The organism is uncultured Cetobacterium sp. (assembly GCF_945952365.1).
Classification (GTDB): Bacteria; Fusobacteriota; Fusobacteriia; order Fusobacteriales; family Fusobacteriaceae; genus Cetobacterium_A.
In genome coordinates this window covers 52034-69418 of record NZ_CAMFHX010000005.1, presented here as the reverse complement: position 1 = coordinate 69418, position 17385 = coordinate 52034, and the positions used below count along the sequence as shown (strand labels likewise).

Genomic DNA, 17385 nt, shown 5'->3' with positions numbered 1-17385 from the left:
TATTAATTACTATTAAATTGATAGCATAGGTCCAAGGTGTTGACCACCTAAGATGTGGAAGTGTAAGTGAAACACTTCTTGTCCACCGTGAGAGTTACAATTTGTAATTACTCTGTACCCATTTTCAGAGATATTTAAATCTTTAGTAATATCCTTAATAGCTAAATACATAGCAGTTAGATATTCTGAATCCTCAGCTGTAATATCATTTAAAGTTGGAATCTCCTTTTTAGGAACAACCAAGATATGAATTGGTGCTGCAGGATTTATATCTTTAAAAGCAATAACTTTATCGTTTTCGAAAACGATAGAAGCTGGAATCTCTCTATTTATAATTTTAGTAAATATAGTAGCCATAAGTTTACTCCTTTTTTAATTAAAGTTCTATAGCTTCGATTCTTGTTAAGTGTCTTCCACCTTCGAATTCAGTTCTTAAAAACTCATCAACAATTTCAAGAGCTAAGATATCACCAGTCATTCTAGCACCAAGAGCTAAAATATTAGCATCATTATGCTCTCTAGTTAATTTAGCCATTGTTGTATTTGAACAAAGTGCTGCTCTGATTCCTTTAAATCTATTTGCTGCAATTGAAATTCCAATTCCAGTTCCACAGATAAGGATTCCAAAATCAGCTTCTTTATCTAAAACAGAGTTAGCAACAGATTTTGCGTAAGTAGGGTAATCAACAGAATCTGTTGAGTAACATCCTTTATCTAAAACTTCAAATCCTTTTCCTTCTAAGTGTTTTTTAACAATCTCTTTTAAAGCAAATCCACCATGATCTGCACCTAAAGCTATTTTCATTTATTTATACTCCTTAAACTCTTATAGTAATATTTTTAGATTAGTCTTCGAATCCGTGGAAGTGAGCGTGACCGTGCTCGATCTCCTCTTCTGTAGCTTCTCTAACGTCAGAAACTGTAACGTCAAACTTTAAGTTTTTACCAGCGAATGGGTGGTTTCCATCAGCAGTTACAACTTCGTCTTCGATTTTTGTGATAATGAATGATTGCTCAGTATCGTCGTCCATATCAGCTATGAAATCAAGACCTTCGTAAAGATCGTCGAATTCAACGAACTCAGATTTATCCATTTCGATGATTAACTCTTCGTCGTACTCTCCGTATCCTTCTTCTGGAGTTAACTCAATAGTAGCAGTATGTCCTTTTTCTTTACCTTCTAAAGCTTCTTCGATAGCTGGAACAAAGTTTCCAAATCCGTGGATATAGAAAAATGGTCCTACATCTTGTGTATCCTCTAAAAGTTCTCCGTTGTTTTTGTCGTAAACTTTAAACTCAAGTGTTACTACTTTTCCTTCTTCTATTTTCATATAAAACACCTCACTAAAATCCCTATATAAGATAGGGTTATTTGATACTTTAAAGCATAGCATAAAACGAAATAAATTTCATTAAAAATCTTAAATTATTTAAAAAATCCCATATTTTTTTTGACAATCTTACAATTTTTTTCATCTGTAAACTCTTTTAATAGATGAAAAGCTATATCAAGAGCTGTACTTGGGCCAGAAGATGTAATAATATTATCAGATATAACAATATCCTCTTGAACTGGAATAGCACCATAAGTTTTCAATTGTTTAAAATATCTTTCATTATCTAATAAATAAGTTGTTGCAGGAATATTTTTTAAAAAACCATGAATTGCAATAGCAAGAGCTCCAGTACAAATCCCAATAACTATCTTTTTATTTAAAATAAAATAATTTAACAAGGATTTTAATTCATCAGATTGAATATCATTAAAGAATCCAGCTTTACCAAATCCACCAGGGATAACAAGAGCATCAAATTCATCAAGTGATAAATTAGTAGTTTTTAAGTTAATTTCAGGTACAATTTTTAAGTTCCAAGTTGCATTAAGTTCATCATGAAGGGCACAAACTGTTGAAAAAATTTTTTTATTTCCGACAATATTATTCCAACCAAAGACATCAAGAAAAGGTGCTAATTCTAGGGTTTCGAAGCCGTTTGAAGCAAAAATTAAAATTTTTTTCATAAAAATTCTACTTCCTTTCAAAAAATAGTTGACTTAATTTCTAAAAAGCTCTACAATATCTCGTATTTTAAAAGAAATTAATAATGTAAATTATATATTATTTTGTAACTTTTTAATATCATTTTTTAATAACAAAATTTATTAAACAAGGAGGTAAGATGACTAAATTAAATCAATATCAAACACCTATATTCTCAACACTGAAGGACGTATATGCGAAAAGAGATATCACTCCATTCCATGTTCCAGGGCATAAGAGAGGAAAGGGAATGGATAAAGAGTTTTATGAGTTTATGGGACCAAATCCCTTTTCAATTGATGTAACTATCTTTAAGATGGTTGATGGATTACACAATCCAAAGAGTTGTATAAAAGAAGCACAAGAATTAGCAGCTGACGCTTATGGAGTAAAGAAGACCTTCTTCGCTGTCAACGGAACATCAGGAGCAATTCAAGCTATGATAATGTCTGTTGTAAAGCCAGGAGAGAAAATATTAGTCCCGAGAAACGTTCATAAATCGGTTTCTGGTGGAATAATATTAAGTGGATCAATTCCAGTTTACATGAATCCTGAAGTGGATGACGAATTAGGAATAGCTCATGGAGTTAGACCAGAGGTTGTTGAAAATATGCTAAAACAGCATCCAGATACAAAGGCTGTGTTAATCATTAACCCAACATACTATGGAGCAGCAACTGATATTAAAAAGATTGCAGATATAGTTCATAGCTACGATATTCCTTTAATAGTTGATGAGGCTCACGGAGCTCACTTACACTTCCATGAAGAGTTACCAATATCAGCGATAGATGCAGGAGCGGATATTTGTTGTCAAAGTACACATAAAATAATTGGAGCAATGACACAAATGTCAATGTTACATGTAAACTCAACAAGAGTTGATGTTAACAGAATTCAACAAATATTAAGTATATTACATACGACATCTCCTTCATACCCACTAATGGCATCATTAGACTGTGCTAGAAGACAGATAGCTACAGAAGGAAGAGAGTTATTAACAAGAACATTGAAATTAGCTAGAGATTTAAGAGCTGAAATCAATAAAATTCCAGGAATCTTCTCATTCGGAAAAGAGATCATTGGAAGATACGGAATACATGATTTTGATGATACAAAACTTTCTATATCAGCAAGAGAGTTAGGATTAACTGGATTTGAATTAGAAACTTTATTAGTTGATGATTACAATATCCAAGTTGAGTTATCAGACTTCTATAATGTATTAGGATTAGTTACATTAGGAGACGACGAAACTAGTACTGGAAAGCTTTTAGAAGCTTTAAAAGATATAAGTAAGAGATTCTTCGGTAAAGGAAAAACTATAGCAGAATCAGTTGGAAAAATGCCAGCTATTCCTGAATCAGTTTTAATTCCAAGAGAAGCATTCTACAGTGAGAACAATAGAATTAAATTCTTAGAAAGTGAAGGAAAGATTTGTGCTGAGATGGTAATGGCATATCCGCCAGGAATTCCAGTAATCACTCCAGGGGAAAGAATATCAAAAGATACAATCACTTATATTCAAAACCTAAAAGCAGCTAAACTTCATGTTCAAGGTATGGAAGACCCTGAGTTAGAATTTATAAAAGTTATAGATGAAGAGGATGCAGTATACCTATATACTGAAAAAATGAAGAACAAGATGTTTGCTGTTCCGATGAACTTAGGAGCAAATAAAGCAGGTATCGAATTTGGACCAGAAGTATTAGCAGAGCACTTCCCAGATACATTTGGAGAGATGACTTATATAGATGTAGAAAAGCAAAGAGAAAACTTCAACGAGTGGTCATTAAAGTATAAGAATACAATATTAAACACTTGTGAAAAGTTAGCTTCAGCAGTAAATGCAGCAGTAAGAGATGGATATAGACCAATAACTGTTGGTGGAGATCACTCAATAGCTTTAGGATCAATATCTGGAGTTGCGTTAGAAAAAGAGGTTGGAGTAGTATGGATTGATGCTCATGGAGATATGAATACAGATGAAACAACTATGTCAGGAAACATTCACGGAATGCCTCTTGCACTTTTACAAGGAGCTGGAGATAGAGATTTAGTTAACTGTTTCTATGAAGGAGCTAAAATTGAAAGCAAAAATGTTGTAATTTTAGGTGCTAGAGATCTTGATGTAAAAGAGAGAGAAGTAATAGAAGAGTTAGGAGTTAAAGTAATTCCTTATGATGAAGTTGTTCATAAAGGATTAGAAAATGTTTTAGATGAGATTAGAGATTACTTAAAAATCGATAACATTCATATAAGTTTCGATGTAGATTCAGTTGATCCTGAGTTTGCACCAGGAGTAAGTACACCAGTAAGAAATGGATTTACCCCTGATGAAATGTTTAAAACATTCAGATTCTTATTTAAAAATTACTCTATAACATCAGTAGATATCGTAGAGTTTAATCCAGTAAATGATAAGAATGAGAAAACAATGAATTTTGTAAATGATTTAACGGAGTTTGTATTAAACCCGAATGTATAGTCTATAGAGGTGTGAGATGAAAAAGGCGGTATTAGCTAATTTAGAGCAGAATTATTCAACGTATAGTAAAAGTTTTAAAAAAATTGTAGATTTTATAAAACATAACCAAAGTATAGTTTCATTTATTTCTATAAACGAACTTGCTAAGGAAACAGGAACGAGTCCAGCTACAATAACAAGATTTTCAAAAAATTTAGGATTTAAAGGGTATCCTGATTTCCAAAGAGTTTTCCAAAAAGATGTAGAGATTTCAACTTCTCAAATGAAAGAATTTAGAGAGGAAATCGACTCTATGTCAGGTGATGGAATACTTTCTGAAATCATAACTACAAATATTGAACTTTTAGAAGAGATGGATGTTGCAGCTATTGAAGGACAATTAGAATCAGCAATGGAAATGATAAAAAGTAGTAGAAAGTTATATATATTAGGAGCTAGAGGTTCTTATGCATTAGCTTATTACTTATACTTTATGTTAAAAGAGTTAAGAGAGGATGTAGAGCTGATGATATCAGGAGCTTCTGATTTCACAGATAAACTATTATACTCAAGTCCTGATGATGTATTGTTTACAATATCATTCCATCCATATACAAACTTCACATGTCAAGTTACTGAGTTCTTTAAAGAGCAAGGTAATAAAATAATTACTATGACGGATAAGAAGGATTCTGTATTAGGTAATATATCGGATTTAGTAATCACAACTAAAAATGGAGGAAAAGCTTATACTTTTGTTCCAGGAATAATAATTTTAAATGCGTTACTTCTTAAGTTTGGAAAACAAAATAAAGAGGAAAGTATTGAGAGATTAGATAAATTGAAAAAAATAACAGATAGATTTAATATCTATCAAAGATAAAAAAAGAGAGCTAGGCTCTCTTTTTTTATCTTTGGTATTTTAATTTTAAAAATAAATTATCTACAGCTCTAAGAAGTAATCCAATTAAAAGTAGTGGGAATAAGTAGAACTTAGCTGAATAGTCTACAATAGAGTTATTATTTGTTCTTTTTTTGTCTAGCATTTTGTTTTTTCTTCACCCCTTTTATTTACAAAAATCATTATATACCACTTTTTATATTTATGCAAGAAATAAAAAACAGTTGTTTTAGAAGTTGATTTATGCTAAAATTACTAATCGAAAAATACTTTTTAATAAGTAGGTTAATGCTAAAAAAATAGAACAGAACGATGAAGGAGAAAAGAAAAATGAGTGAAAATTTAGAAAAAAGATATGGGTTTTCTGTAGCTTTTTCAATGGTTGTTGGGATTGTTATAGGAATAGGAATTTTCTTTAAAGCAGGACAAATTTTAACAGCAGCAAATATGAATCCTAAAATAGCGATAGCAGCTTGGGTTCTTGGAGGAATAATCTCTATCTTATCAGGGCTGACAGCAGCAGAAGTCGGAGCTGCAATTCCTGAAACAGGAGGAATGATAGCTTGGATAAAGAGAATCTATGGTGAGAGAATTGCATTCTTAGTTGGATGGGCTCAGTTGATAATATATTTCCCAGCTTTAATAGCTTTAATAGCATATTATTTTGCAGTTTTTACAGGAAACTTCTTAAATATAGATCCAAGTAATACAGCATTTTTAGGTGGAACAGCTTTTGTGGCAATAACATTCTTATTTGGAATAAACATATTCACAAAAAATGTAGGTGGAAAAATTCAAACAGCAGCAACAGCAGCAAAAATAATTCCATTATTATTAATAACTATTTTTGGATTCATTTCTGGAGATAACACTTCTGGAGTATTTTATATGACAGAGGTTACAAGAGAAGTAACTTCATCTTCACCATTAGTACTTCTTGGATTATCTTTAGTTCCAATTATGTTTGCATTTGATGGATGGATATATGTTGGAACAATTGCTGGGGATTTAAAAAATGTAAAAAAAGACCTTCCTAAGGCGATTATATTAGGATTAGGATTCATTGCTGTTTTCTATGTGGCATTGAATGTAGCACTTTTAAATGTGTTCACAGCAGAGGAGATTGTACAGCAAGGTATGTTTGGAGTAGCAACAAAGTTATTTGGACCTATGGGAGCTAAGTTTATATTCTTAGGAATTATGATTTCAGCTTTTGGTGGATTAAATGGAATGACTTTGGCTTCAACAAGAATACCTTATACATTAGCTATAGAGGGACACCTTCCAAAAAAAGAGTTCTTCTCTAAGATTGATGATAAATATAAGCAACCAGTTAACTCATCAGTTGTTATGTATGTATTAGGAATAATTTTCCTTATAGCGATGCTAGCAACTGGAAATCCAGATATATTTGGAGATGTCCCAGTGGCGTTATTCTGGTTATTCTACTGTCTAGTATTCTTAGGTTTATTCATTTTAAGAAAGAGAGAGCCAAATTTAGAAAGACCATACAAAGTACCTTTCTATCCAGTAGTACCAGTATTAGCGTTAATAGGAGGAGCTTCTATATTTGTATATGCAGCAATCTCTAACCCAGGATATATGGCAATATCTGTGGCTTTAACACTAACAGGACTATTTGTATATAGAGATAATAAATAAAAAAAAGGTTGCGGAAGCAACCTTTTCTTATTTCTAATATTTTTTACTTTTCAGCTTTAGCTTTTTTTATCTCTTCTATTAAATATGTGGTTGTCTTAGCTAAATCAGTAACTAATCCTAAATCAGCACTTCCGAAAATAGGAGCTGATTTATCTTTATTGATTGCAATAATATATTCAGATTCCTCCATTCCAGCTAAATGTTGTATAGCCCCAGAGATTCCAAATGCAAAGTAAACATCAGGTCTAACAGTCTTTCCTGTTTGTCCCACTTGTCTATCATGATTAACTATCCCAGCATCAACAAGAGCTCTAGATGCAGCAGCAACTCCACCCAACTCATTAGCTAGAAGCTCTAAATTATCAAATCCACCAGAAGATCCTACCCCTCTACCACCAGCAACTAAAATTTTTGCTTCTGTGATATCAACTTTTGCTTTTGCTTCTTTTATTATATTTAAAACTTTAACCTTCATTTTTGAATGGTCAAAGTTAACTTTAAAGTTAGTTATAACACCCACTTTATTTAAATCCTTTGAAAGTCTAGTCATAACACCTGGTCTAACTGTTGACATCTGTGGTCTATGATCAGGACAGATAATTGTTGCCATTAGATTTCCACCAAAAGCTGGTCTAGTCATAAGTAGCTCTCTGTTTTCACCAATTTCTAGCATAGTACAATCAGCCGTTAAACCTGTTTCTACTCTAGAAGAGATTCTAGGTCCTAAATCTCTTCCTAAAGTTGTTGCACCAATTAAAACAACTTCAGGTTTAACAGTATTAATGATTGTTGAAAATGCTTGAGTGTAAGCTTCTGTATCGTATATTGCCAGTTCTTTAGAATCTACAACGATAACTTGATCAGCACCATAAGCTATAAGTTCTTTAGATAACTTTTCTATATTATATCCTAAAAGTACGGCAGTAACTTTTTCGTTTAAAGTTTCTGCTAACTCTTTTCCTTTTCCAATTAATTCTAACCCAACATTTTGTAATACTCCCTCTCTTTGCTCAGCAAAAACAAGGATTCCTTTATATTCATTTAAATTCATGCTACTCTCCTTTTTTAAAGTTTTAGATTATAAATTTTTCCTTTAGCTTTTCAACAATAATTTTTGCAGCTTCTTGAGGGTCAACAACATGAAGTTGTCCAGCAGCTTTGATTCCTTTAGTGAATGATTTTTTTACTTTTGTTGGCGAACCCTTTAATCCTAGCTTTTCCTCTACGACATCAGATAATCTATCTACACCCCAGATTTCAACCTCTTTATTGAAAGCTTCAACAATATTTTTAACATTCATATATCTAGGTTTATTGGCTTCAGCTAGAACTGTCATCAGACACGGAGATTCCACTCCAAGAAGCATATATCCTTCCTCTGTAGCTCTTTTAACTGTGAAACTACTTTTTCCATCGAATTCGATATCTTTTACGTATGTAATCTGAGGAATATCTAAAAATTCAGCAATTTGTGGCCCTACTTGTGCAGTATCCCCATCAATAGCTTGTCTTCCAGCAATGATTAAATCATATTCCAACTCTTTAAGAGCAGAGGAGATGGCGTGTGATGTAGCTAAAGTATCCGCTCCTGCAAATTTTCTGTCAGTTAAAAGGATAGCTCTGTCAACTCCCATAGCGATTGCTTCTCTAAGAGCTGCATCAGCTTGAAGAGGTCCCATAGTGATAGCTGTGATATGAGCTCCAAACTTATCTTTTAATTTTAAAGCTTCTTCTAAACCACCTTTATCATCTGGATTTATAATACTAGGAACTCCATCTCTAATAAGAGTTCCTTTTATTGGATCTAATTTAATCTCTGTAGTATCAGGTACTTGTTTTATACATACAACTATTTTCATTTCCTTAATCCTCCCAATTTACTTTAGTAATGAACCAGCAATAACCATTCTTTGAACTTCAGATGTACCTTCGTATATCTCTGTGATTTTAGCATCTCTCATCATTCTTTCAACAGGATATTCTCTAGTATATCCATATCCACCATGAAGTTGAACAGCTTTTGTTGTAACTTCCATAGCAGTTTCAGCGGCGAACAGTTTTGCAGTAGCTGCGTCCACAGAGTAATTTTCTTTTCTTGATTTCTTCCATGCAGCTTTATAAACTAGAAGTTTTGAAGCTTCAACTTTAGCATACATATCAGCTATTTGGAATTGCGTATTTTGGAACTGTCCAAGAGTTCTTCCAAATTGCTTTCTCTCTTTTACATATTTTATAGTTTCATCTAAAGCTCCACCAGCGATTCCAAGAGCTTGAGCAGCAATTCCAATTCTACCACCATCAAGAGTCATCATAGCTATTTTAAATCCTTTACCGATTGCTCCAAGAAGATTATCTTTCGGAATTCTACAGTTTTCAAATATAAGTTCACAAGTAGCAGAACCTTTGATTCCAAGTTTTTTCTCTTTTTTTCCGATAGAGAATCCAGCAGCATCAGATTCAACAATAAAAGCTGAGATTCCTTTTAATCCTGCGGATTTATCTGTCATAGCAAATATTATATATACGTGAGCGTATCCAGCATTAGTTATAAATATTTTAGAACCATTTAAAATCCACTCGTTAGTATTCTCATCAAAAACAGCTGTAGTCTGTTGTCCAGCAGCATCAGTTCCAGCATTTGGTTCAGTTAATCCAAAAGCACCAACCCATTCACCCGAAGCCATCTTAGGAAGATATTTTTGTTTTTGCTCTTCAGTTCCAAACTCTAAAATAGGAGCAACACCTAAAGATGTATGAGCTGAAAGGATAACACCAGTTGTTCCACAAACTTTTGAAAGCTCTTCAACAGCCATAGTATACATAATCTGGTCTCCACCAGCACCACCATATTGAGTGGGAATAACAATTCCCATAAGTCCAGTATCACACATTTTTTTTACAGTTTCTTCGGGAAATCTTTCCTCTTCATCAATTTCAGCAGCTAGAGGCTTTACCTCATTTTCAGCAAAAGCTGTAATCATTTGCTTAAAAAGTTCTTGTGATTTAGTCAAAGTAAAATCCATTTATTTCCTCCTAATATATTTTATCCAATATTTTTGATGATTATAGCTGTACCCATGCCTCCGCCTATACAAAGGCTAGCAAGACCATATTCAGAATTTTTCTTTTTCATTTCATGTATCAAAGTTGTTAAAATTCTAGCTCCGCTAGCTCCAACCGGGTGACCTAAGGCGATAGCTCCACCATTTATATTTGTTTTATCTTTAAACCATTCTGGATTGATAGAGTAGATTTCAGAAAGCTCTTTTATTACTCCAATAGCTTGAGCAGCAAAAGCTTCATTTAGTTCAAGCAAATCCATATTTTTTAAATTTAAATTTGTTTTTTGTAGTACATTTTGTATAGCTGGAACTGGTCCAAGCCCCATAACTAAAGGGTCTACTCCACCTTGACCCACTCCAACAATTTGAACTAGAGGAGCGAGATTATATTTTTTTATAGCTGATTCAGACGCTAATAAAAGTATTGCAGAACCATCATTTAAACCAGATGAGTTACCAGCAGTAACAGAGCCATCTTTTTTAAATGCTGGTCTAAGTTGTGATAATTTTTCTAAGGATGTATTTCTATTTGGATATTCATCAGTATCAATAGTAATAGTTCCTTTTCTATCAGATATAGAAATAGGAACGATTTCATCTTTGAATTTACCGTTTTGAATTGCAGCGATTGCTTTTTCCTGTGAAGATATAGCAAAAGAATCTTGCTCTTCACGAGAGATAGAGTGTTTTTCAACAATATTTTCTGCAGTTATCCCCATGTGAACTCCGTGAAAAGCATCTGTTAGAGCATCTAAAATCATGTGGTCTTTAGCTATTGAGTCCCCCATTTTAACTCCAGTTCGAAGATTACTATTCATAAGAAGAGGTGCTTCAGACATAGATTCTGTACCACCAGCTAAAATAAGGTTAGCTTCTCCAGATTTTATAATTTGATATGCTGACATTACAGCTTTCATACCACTACCACAAATTTGGTTTAAAGAGTATGCTGGAACTGTGTGTGGAACTCCACCTTTGATAGAAGCTTGTCTTGCAACACCTTGCCCTTGTCCCGCCGATAAAACATTTCCAATAATAACCTCATCTAAAAACTTTGGGTCTAACTTAGTTTCATCAAGAATATTTTTAATAACTGCTGCTCCAAGATCACTTGGAGATACTTTGCTTAAAGAACCAAGAAATGATCCGATAGCAGTTCTTTTTGCACTAACAATATAAACTTTTTCCATTTTAATCCTCCCAATAAAGCATTTTAAATCTCCATAGTTTTTAGATTATTGTCTATTATCAGTTCAGCCTCAGTGAATTTTTTGATATCTTCAATTGAAGAATAGGGACTGATCTCTTTTAAAAATATTTTATTGTCACAAATCTCCATAACGCCCTTTTCAGTAACGATAAGGTTAACTTGATTTGCTGCAGTTAGAGGTAAAGTACAATTTTTTAAAATTTTAGTAGCTCCTTTAGCAGTATGCTCCATAGCGATAATAACTTTTTTAGCTCCTACAACTAAATCCATAGCTCCACCCATTCCAGGAACCATTTTTCCAGGAACCATCCAGTTTGCAAGATTTCCTTTTTCATCAACTTGTAGAGCCCCTAAAACTGTGGCATCGACATGACCACCACGAATTATTCCAAAAGATGTAAAGCTATCAAAGAAACATCCGCCCTCAGCAATAGAGACAAGAGATCCACCTGCATTTGAAATTCTGCAATCAGCATCATCGTCACAAGGTGTTGGGCCCATTCCAATCAATCCATTTTCAGATTGTAAAGCGACGTATATAGAATCTGAAATATAGTTAGCTACTTCAGTTGGAAGTCCAATTCCTAGATTGACAACATCGCCATCGTTAAACTCTTTAGCTACTCTTCTGGCAATAATCTCTCTAACTTTCTCTTTAGTAAGTTCCATCTACTTCCCTCCTTTAACAACATAATCAATAAAGATTCCAGGAATAACAATCTCATTAGGCTCTAAAGCCCCTTTGACAATTTCATCTGCTTCAACAATAACAATATCTGCGGCTGTTGCCATAATTGTGTTAAAGTTTCGAGTAGAACCAAAGAAAGAGACATTTCCAAATGAATCTACCTTTGTACCATAAATAAGAGCGACATCGGCTTTTAATGGTTTTTCTAGAAGGTATTTTTTATTATCAACTTCAATAATTTCTTTTCCCTCTTGAACGACAGTTCCAACTCCAGTAGGAGTTAAAATACCACCAAGTCCCGAACCAGCTGCTCGAATTCTTTCAGCCAAAGTTCCCTGAGGGACAAGTTCGACTTTTAACTCTCCATTGTTCATCTGTTTTCCTGTTTCAGGGTTAGTACCAATATGAGAAACAATCGCTTTTTTAACTCTTTTATTGACAATCAACTTTCCTTTTTCAAAATCAGGGAAGCTAGTGTCGTTTGCAATAATAGTTAAATCTTTAGTACCATTTTCTAATAGTTTTTCAATTATCTCTTTTGGAGAACCACATTTTAAAAATCCTCCAATCATAAGAGATGAATCATTTTTTATAAGTGAAGCTGCAAAATCAACAGAGACTAATTTTTTCATAACTCACTCCTTTTTAAAGTTAGCAAGTACATACTTGCGTATTTTCAGTATGAATATATACCTCATAGAAAAAGGAAAAGTCAATAGTGAAATGAAAAATATTTTTTTCGAACATAAAATTTATATTATAAACGTTATATTGTAGAGACTTTGTAAAAAAATAAAAATAAATTTTTATTTTTTTGAAAAGAATTGACAACCAAGTCAAGAATAAGGTATATAATTGGGATAGTGTAAAATATTTAGATGAGGGAGAGAATGTATGAAAACACGGGATAAAATATTAGAGTGTGCACAAAGGCTTTTTTCAGAAGAGGGATTTGAAAGAGTATCTACAAAACGATTAGCAAAAGAAGCTGGTTGTAATGAAGTGACAATTTTTAGATTGTTTGGAAGTAAGAATAATGTTCTTGAAGAGATTATAAATAAGTTTGTAGAAGAGAGTAAAATAATAAAATCTTTGCACGAAAGTTTGACGGGAGACTTAGAGCAGGATATAGCAAAAAGTATTTTACTTTATCAAAGTTTTTTACAACAACATGAAATAATTTTTAGATTGCAATTAAAACTATCAGATAGTGACAATCAAAAATTTATTAGAACGATTGACTTTCGAAACTATTTAGTTGATCATTTTATTGAAGTTTTTTATAAAAATAGAATACAGTTTTCACCAGAAGTTTTTGTAAATGATTTACTGAGTAGTATTATGGGAAGTTTTCTTTTGAAAATATTGACACAAGGAGAGTTTACAAAAGATAGAGATGGGTATTTTTTAGATGAGAAGATAAAGTTTTATCAAAACTCTTTAAATAAATATAAAAAAGTTGATTGAAACGAGAGAGAATAGTAAAAATTCTCTCTCGTTTTTTGTTAATATTTATAGAATCCTTCACCAGATTTTCTACCAAGTTTTCCAGCACGGACCATTTTCTTTAAAAGTGGATGAGCACGATATTTTGAATCACCAAATTCAGAACTTAGAACATCCATTATAGCTAAAACGACATCTAAACCAACTAAATCTCCAAGAGCAAGAGGGCCGATAGGGTGATTAGCTCCATATTTCATAGCGTTATCAATATCTTCAGTACTAGCAACACCATCTGCCAAAATTCCAACGGCTTCGTTAATCATTGGAATAAGAATACGATTAACAACAAAACCTGGAGCTTCTTCACAAAGAACAGGTTCTTTTCCTAAATTTTTAGAAAGAGAGAGAATAGTTTCATATACCTCTGAACTTGTTGTATACCCTTTTATAATCTCAACCAACTTCATAACAGGTGCAGGATTGAAGAAGTGCATTCCAATAAATCTTTCAGGATATTTTGTAGCAGTTGCAATCTCTGTAATTGAAAGAGACGAGGTATTTGTAGCGAATATAGTTTTTTCAGAACAGATAGAATCTAGTTTAGAAAATAACTCTTTTTTTAGAGAGATTTTTTCAGAGATAGCCTCGATAACTAAGTCAGCATCTTTTGCATCCTCTAAATTTAAAGTAGTTTCAATTTTGCTTAAAATGTTGATTTTAATATCTTCTGTAATTTTCTCTTTTTCTACAAGTTTACTCAAAGATTTCGTTATACTTTTTTTAGAGTTCAAAAGAGCACTTTCAGAGATATCAGTAATTAAAACATCGTGTCCTCCTGTTGCAAAAACTTGAGCTATACCAGTTGACATAACTCCAGCACCAATAATAAATACTTTCATAAAACTCCTCCTATAAATCTATTTGTTAGTAAAATTAGGTTTTCTTTTTTCTAGAAATGCAGCCATTCCCTCTTTTTGATCAGCAGTTGAGAAGCAAAGTCCAAATAAACTACTCTCGATAAACATAGATGTGGCTTCATCCACTTGAATTCCTTTGTTTATAGCTTCTTTTGAGTATTGGACAGCCAACTTAGCGTTAGAACTTATTTTTTTTGCCATTTCAAAAGCTGAATCCATAAGTTTATCGTGTTCAATAACCTTGTTTACCAAGCCTATTTTTTCAGCTTCATAAGCGTCAATTATTGATCCTGTGTAGATAAGTTCTTTTGCTTTTGCAACTCCAACAAGCCTTGGAAGTCTTTGAGTTCCACCAGAACCAGGTGTAATTCCAAGAGCAACTTCAGGCTGACCAAGTTTAGCTTTGTCAGAAGCTAAACGAATATCGCAAGCCATTGCAAGTTCACATCCACCTCCAAGAGCAAAACCATTTATTACTCCAATAACAACTTTATTGATATTTTCGACAGCATTAAATGCATTAGTTCCTAAAATACCAAACTCTTTAGCAGCTTTTGTAGTTAAATCTTTCATAAAAGATATATCTGCTCCAGCAACAAAAGACCTTCCTTCGCCAGTTAAAAGAATAACATCAACATCACTATTTTTTTCAAGTTCTAAAAAACATTCAGAAATCTCCTTATATGTTTTTTCGTTTAAAGCGTTTAAAGATTCTGGCCTGTTTATTTTTACGACACAAATCTTTTCATGAAATTGAACTAGAATATTTTCAAATACCATTTTTTCCTCCCTATTCTCAAAATTGTAATTAAAAAATATTTAACGGTCCCTTATTACCTCAAAATAATTAAATTTGTCAAATTTTTTTTAATTTCAAAAATATTTTTTAGGTTCAAAAGTGTCTGTAATAAGATGTTTTAGCACTGAAATAAAACTTTTAAAAATATTTTTTAAAAAAAATGCTATTGACTTAGGAAAAAAGGTGAGGTATATATAGCTAATGACAAAACTAAAGTAAGCACTCACTTACATCCTACTCTAAATTTTATGAGAAAATAAACATTTTAGGAGGAAGATATGGGAACGGTAACGGCAATAATAAAGCTTAGTCCAGTTTTAGTTTTGGCAGGACTAATGATGAGCGGGTATGATGCATTATTAGCAGCACCTTTAGCAACAGTATATGCAGCGTTAGTAGCAGGATTAGTTGGAAAAAAGAAGATAAATGAAATTATCGACGCATGTATAAAAAATGCAAGAGAGATGCAAATAGCCTTTTTCATCCTAATGATGGCGTATGCAATGGCTGAAGCTTTTATGGCTACAGGAGTTGGAGCGTCAATAATTAATATAGCTTTAGGATTTGGATTAACAGCAAGAACAGTAGCCGTGGTTGGAATAATAGTTACATCAATTTTGTCTATAGCTACAGGGACAAGCTGGGGAACATTTGCAGCGTGTGCACCAATATTTTTATGGCTGAATCATATAGTTGGAGGAGATATGTATTTAACTTTAGCAGCAATAGCTGGAGGAGCATGTTTCGGAGACAACATAGGTCTTATATCAGATACTACAATTGTAAGCTCGGGGATTCAAAGAGTTGAAGTTGTAAAAAGAATAAGACATCAAGGTGTATGGTCAGGGATGGTATTGGTATGTGCGGTTATAACTTTCTACGTAGTTAGTGTTGCTATGGGATTACCAACAGAGGTTGGAAGTCCAGTTGAAGCTATAAATCAAATACCTGAATCAGCATGGGCCGCTCTAGCAGAAAAGAGAGAGAGTGCAGTAGCGCTACTTAACCAAGTTAAAAGTGGAGTGCCTTATTATATGGTTATTCCTCTAGTGTTAGTATTAATTTCAGCTTTTAAAGGAGTAAATACTTTATTATGCTTATTCCTTGGAATATTTGCCTCATTTATATGTGGAATGTTTGCAGGAACAGTAGAGAGTCCAGGAGCTTTTTTAGATCTGATTTACACTGGATTTGAAGGAGCAGGGTCTTGGGTAATTGTAATGATGATGTGGGTTGCAGCTTTTGGTGGAATAATGAAAATCATGGATGCGTTTAGACCGATATCAATTCTGATTAAAAGAATATCAGGAAATGTTAGACAGCTTATGTTTTACAACGGTGTTTTGTCAGTTTTAGGAAATGCAGCACTAGCTGACGAGATGGCACAGATAGTTACAATAGGTCCAATCATAAAAGAGCTTGTTGAGAAAAATGTTAAAGGAAGCCCTGAAGCTATAGAGACATTGAGATTAAGAAATGCCACATTCAGCGACGCACTTGGAGTTTTCGGCTCTCAACTTATTCCATGGCATGTATATATAGGATTCTATCTAGGGATTGCAAATGCAGTTTATCCATTAGCATCATTCACAGCTATGAGTATTATAAAGTTTAACTTTATGGCTTATATAGCTGTTGGAAGTATTTTAATACTGACTTTAACTGGATTAGATAGACTTATTCCAAGATTTGCTCTTCCATCAGAACCAGAAGTTAGCTTAGCAGGTGAGAATGAAGAGATTGATATGATGGTAGAAACAGAGGAGTTAGCATAATAAAAAAAGAGTAAAGGAGATAGGAGTTATGACAAAATCGATGATAAGACTAAGAATGAGTACAGCAGACGCTCATTATGGAGGAAATTTAGTAGACGGAGCAAGAATTTTACAGTTGTTTGGAGATGTAGCAACAGAGCTATTGATAAAACATGATGGGGATGAGGGTTTATTTAAAGCTTATAGTGAGGTAGAGTTTATGGCTCCTGTTTATGCTGGAGATTATTTAGAGGTTGTTGGAGAGATTACAAAAGTTGGGAATAGTTCTAGAGTTATGTGTTTTGAAGCTAGAAAAGTAATTATACCAAGAGCTGATATATGTGATTCAGCCGCAGATTTTTTAGAAGAGCCTATTGTAGTGTGTAAAGCAGTTGGTACTTGTGTAGTTCCAAAAGCTGTTCAAAGAAAGGGGTAAT

At 33.1% G+C, this 17385-nt stretch carries 19 protein-coding genes; 6 read left to right on the top strand and 13 right to left on the bottom strand.

Features of this window, described 5'->3' with window-relative positions; genetic code table 11:
• Positions 1-12: 12 nt before the first annotated feature.
• The 4 genes from Q0O83_RS02795 to Q0O83_RS02780 form a co-directional block, all read right to left on the bottom strand.
• Complete coding sequence (locus Q0O83_RS02795; protein ID WP_294094007.1) at positions 13-357, bottom strand: histidine triad nucleotide-binding protein; 345 nt, start codon at positions 355-357, stop codon at positions 13-15.
• 19 nt (positions 358-376) lie between these two features.
• Complete coding sequence (gene rpiB / locus Q0O83_RS02790; protein WP_294094004.1) at positions 377-805, bottom strand: ribose 5-phosphate isomerase B; 429 nt, start codon at positions 803-805, stop codon at positions 377-379.
• A gap of 40 nt (positions 806-845) precedes the next feature.
• Entirely contained in the window at positions 846-1331 is a 486-nt protein-coding gene (locus Q0O83_RS02785; protein ID WP_294094003.1) for a peptidylprolyl isomerase, read from the bottom strand.
• A 95-nt stretch (positions 1332-1426) separates the two neighbouring features.
• Positions 1427-2020: a DJ-1/PfpI family protein gene (locus Q0O83_RS02780; protein ID WP_294094001.1), complete on the bottom strand. Its 594-nt coding sequence runs from the start codon at positions 2018-2020 to the stop codon at positions 1427-1429.
• Positions 2021-2178: 158 nt separating this feature from the next.
• On the opposite strand from Q0O83_RS02780, the gene Q0O83_RS02775 reads away from it, so the two are divergent.
• Positions 2179-4530 carry an aminotransferase class I/II-fold pyridoxal phosphate-dependent enzyme gene (locus Q0O83_RS02775; protein ID WP_294093999.1) on the top strand — a complete coding sequence of 784 codons (2352 nt, stop codon included), beginning with the start codon at positions 2179-2181 and terminating at the stop codon, positions 4528-4530.
• A 16-nt stretch (positions 4531-4546) separates the two neighbouring features.
• Positions 4547-5392, top strand: coding sequence for a MurR/RpiR family transcriptional regulator (locus tag Q0O83_RS02770; protein ID WP_294093997.1), 846 nt, complete (start codon positions 4547-4549; stop codon positions 5390-5392).
• 25 nt (positions 5393-5417) lie between these two features.
• On the opposite strand, the gene Q0O83_RS02765 is transcribed toward Q0O83_RS02770, so the two are convergent.
• A complete protein-coding gene (locus Q0O83_RS02765; protein WP_294093995.1) occupies positions 5418-5555 on the bottom strand; it encodes a hypothetical protein in 138 nt (45 codons plus the stop codon).
• A 185-nt stretch (positions 5556-5740) separates the two neighbouring features.
• Between Q0O83_RS02765 and Q0O83_RS02760 the strand changes: the two genes are divergently transcribed.
• Positions 5741-7072 carry an amino acid permease gene (locus Q0O83_RS02760; protein WP_294093993.1) on the top strand — a complete coding sequence of 444 codons (1332 nt, stop codon included), beginning with the start codon at positions 5741-5743 and terminating at the stop codon, positions 7070-7072.
• A 43-nt stretch (positions 7073-7115) separates the two neighbouring features.
• Here Q0O83_RS02760 and Q0O83_RS02755 read toward each other — a convergent pair whose 3' ends face one another.
• Genes Q0O83_RS02755 through Q0O83_RS02730 form a run of 6 tightly spaced genes read right to left on the bottom strand, consistent with a single transcriptional unit; the run spans position 7116 to position 12664 of the window.
• Positions 7116-8123, bottom strand: coding sequence for an electron transfer flavoprotein subunit alpha/FixB family protein (locus Q0O83_RS02755; protein ID WP_294093991.1), 1008 nt, complete (start codon positions 8121-8123; stop codon positions 7116-7118).
• 22 nt (positions 8124-8145) lie between these two features.
• Positions 8146-8931, bottom strand: a complete 786-nt coding sequence (locus tag Q0O83_RS02750; protein ID WP_294093989.1) for an electron transfer flavoprotein subunit beta/FixA family protein — start codon at positions 8929-8931, stop codon at positions 8146-8148.
• A gap of 18 nt (positions 8932-8949) precedes the next feature.
• Positions 8950-10095 carry an acyl-CoA dehydrogenase gene (locus tag Q0O83_RS02745; RefSeq protein ID WP_294093976.1) on the bottom strand — a complete coding sequence of 382 codons (1146 nt, stop codon included), beginning with the start codon at positions 10093-10095 and terminating at the stop codon, positions 8950-8952.
• A gap of 20 nt (positions 10096-10115) precedes the next feature.
• The gene (locus Q0O83_RS02740) at positions 10116-11324 is read right to left on the bottom strand and encodes an acetyl-CoA C-acetyltransferase (RefSeq protein WP_294093975.1); all 1209 of its coding nucleotides are present in this window, start codon (positions 11322-11324) and stop codon (positions 10116-10118) included.
• 23 nt (positions 11325-11347) lie between these two features.
• Positions 11348-12013 (bottom strand): 3-oxoacid CoA-transferase subunit B, encoded by a 666-nt coding sequence (locus Q0O83_RS02735; RefSeq protein ID WP_294093973.1) that lies wholly within the window; start codon positions 12011-12013, stop codon positions 11348-11350.
• On the bottom strand, positions 12014-12664 hold the full coding sequence (locus Q0O83_RS02730; RefSeq protein ID WP_294093971.1) for a CoA transferase subunit A: 651 nt from the start codon (positions 12662-12664) through the stop codon (positions 12014-12016). It lies immediately after the preceding gene.
• 262 nt (positions 12665-12926) lie between these two features.
• Here Q0O83_RS02730 and Q0O83_RS02725 point away from each other — a divergent pair, with 262 nt between their 5' ends.
• Entirely contained in the window at positions 12927-13499 is a 573-nt protein-coding gene (locus tag Q0O83_RS02725) for a TetR/AcrR family transcriptional regulator (RefSeq protein ID WP_294093969.1), read from the top strand.
• A 38-nt stretch (positions 13500-13537) separates the two neighbouring features.
• Here the strand turns inward: Q0O83_RS02725 and Q0O83_RS02720 are convergent, their stop codons facing one another.
• Together Q0O83_RS02720 and Q0O83_RS02715 are read right to left on the bottom strand one after the other, a co-directional pair.
• Positions 13538-14377 carry a 3-hydroxybutyryl-CoA dehydrogenase gene (locus tag Q0O83_RS02720; protein WP_294093966.1) on the bottom strand — a complete coding sequence of 280 codons (840 nt, stop codon included), beginning with the start codon at positions 14375-14377 and terminating at the stop codon, positions 13538-13540.
• A gap of 18 nt (positions 14378-14395) precedes the next feature.
• On the bottom strand, positions 14396-15175 hold the full coding sequence (locus Q0O83_RS02715; protein ID WP_294093964.1) for an enoyl-CoA hydratase-related protein: 780 nt from the start codon (positions 15173-15175) through the stop codon (positions 14396-14398).
• Between the two features lie 297 nt (positions 15176-15472).
• On the opposite strand from Q0O83_RS02715, the gene Q0O83_RS02710 reads away from it, so the two are divergent.
• Positions 15473-16969, top strand: coding sequence for a Na+/H+ antiporter NhaC family protein (locus Q0O83_RS02710; protein WP_294093962.1), 1497 nt, complete (start codon positions 15473-15475; stop codon positions 16967-16969).
• 28 nt (positions 16970-16997) lie between these two features.
• Positions 16998-17384, top strand: a complete 387-nt coding sequence (locus Q0O83_RS02705) for a hotdog domain-containing protein (RefSeq protein WP_294093960.1) — start codon at positions 16998-17000, stop codon at positions 17382-17384.
• Position 17385: the final 1 nt, after the last annotated feature.

What these genes read in the sequence shown, in the direction of transcription:
- Q0O83_RS02730 (WP_294093971.1), bottom strand. Translation starts at nt 12,664, where the DNA reads ATGAAAAAATTAGTCTCTGTTGATTTTGCAGCTTCACTTATAAAAAAT.
- Q0O83_RS02710 (WP_294093962.1), top strand. Translation starts at nt 15,473, where the DNA reads ATGGGAACGGTAACGGCAATAATAAAGCTTAGTCCAGTTTTAGTTTTG.
- Q0O83_RS02760 (WP_294093993.1), top strand. Translation starts at nt 5,741, where the DNA reads ATGAGTGAAAATTTAGAAAAAAGATATGGGTTTTCTGTAGCTTTTTCA.
- Q0O83_RS02780 (WP_294094001.1), bottom strand. Translation starts at nt 2,020, where the DNA reads ATGAAAAAAATTTTAATTTTTGCTTCAAACGGCTTCGAAACCCTAGAA.
- Q0O83_RS02785 (WP_294094003.1), bottom strand. Translation starts at nt 1,331, where the DNA reads ATGAAAATAGAAGAAGGAAAAGTAGTAACACTTGAGTTTAAAGTTTAC.
- rpiB (WP_294094004.1), bottom strand. Translation starts at nt 805, where the DNA reads ATGAAAATAGCTTTAGGTGCAGATCATGGTGGATTTGCTTTAAAAGAG.
- Q0O83_RS02720 (WP_294093966.1), bottom strand. Translation starts at nt 14,377, where the DNA reads ATGAAAGTATTTATTATTGGTGCTGGAGTTATGTCAACTGGTATAGCT.
- Q0O83_RS02765 (WP_294093995.1), bottom strand. Translation starts at nt 5,555, where the DNA reads ATGCTAGACAAAAAAAGAACAAATAATAACTCTATTGTAGACTATTCA.
- Q0O83_RS02740 (WP_294093975.1), bottom strand. Translation starts at nt 11,324, where the DNA reads ATGGAAAAAGTTTATATTGTTAGTGCAAAAAGAACTGCTATCGGATCA.
- Q0O83_RS02745 (WP_294093976.1), bottom strand. Translation starts at nt 10,095, where the DNA reads ATGGATTTTACTTTGACTAAATCACAAGAACTTTTTAAGCAAATGATT.
- Q0O83_RS02705 (WP_294093960.1), top strand. Translation starts at nt 16,998, where the DNA reads ATGACAAAATCGATGATAAGACTAAGAATGAGTACAGCAGACGCTCAT.
- Q0O83_RS02725 (WP_294093969.1), top strand. Translation starts at nt 12,927, where the DNA reads ATGAAAACACGGGATAAAATATTAGAGTGTGCACAAAGGCTTTTTTCA.
- Q0O83_RS02715 (WP_294093964.1), bottom strand. Translation starts at nt 15,175, where the DNA reads ATGGTATTTGAAAATATTCTAGTTCAATTTCATGAAAAGATTTGTGTC.
- Q0O83_RS02795 (WP_294094007.1), bottom strand. Translation starts at nt 357, where the DNA reads ATGGCTACTATATTTACTAAAATTATAAATAGAGAGATTCCAGCTTCT.
- Q0O83_RS02755 (WP_294093991.1), bottom strand. Translation starts at nt 8,123, where the DNA reads ATGAATTTAAATGAATATAAAGGAATCCTTGTTTTTGCTGAGCAAAGA.
- Q0O83_RS02735 (WP_294093973.1), bottom strand. Translation starts at nt 12,013, where the DNA reads ATGGAACTTACTAAAGAGAAAGTTAGAGAGATTATTGCCAGAAGAGTA.
- Q0O83_RS02750 (WP_294093989.1), bottom strand. Translation starts at nt 8,931, where the DNA reads ATGAAAATAGTTGTATGTATAAAACAAGTACCTGATACTACAGAGATT.
- Q0O83_RS02775 (WP_294093999.1), top strand. Translation starts at nt 2,179, where the DNA reads ATGACTAAATTAAATCAATATCAAACACCTATATTCTCAACACTGAAG.
- Q0O83_RS02770 (WP_294093997.1), top strand. Translation starts at nt 4,547, where the DNA reads ATGAAAAAGGCGGTATTAGCTAATTTAGAGCAGAATTATTCAACGTAT.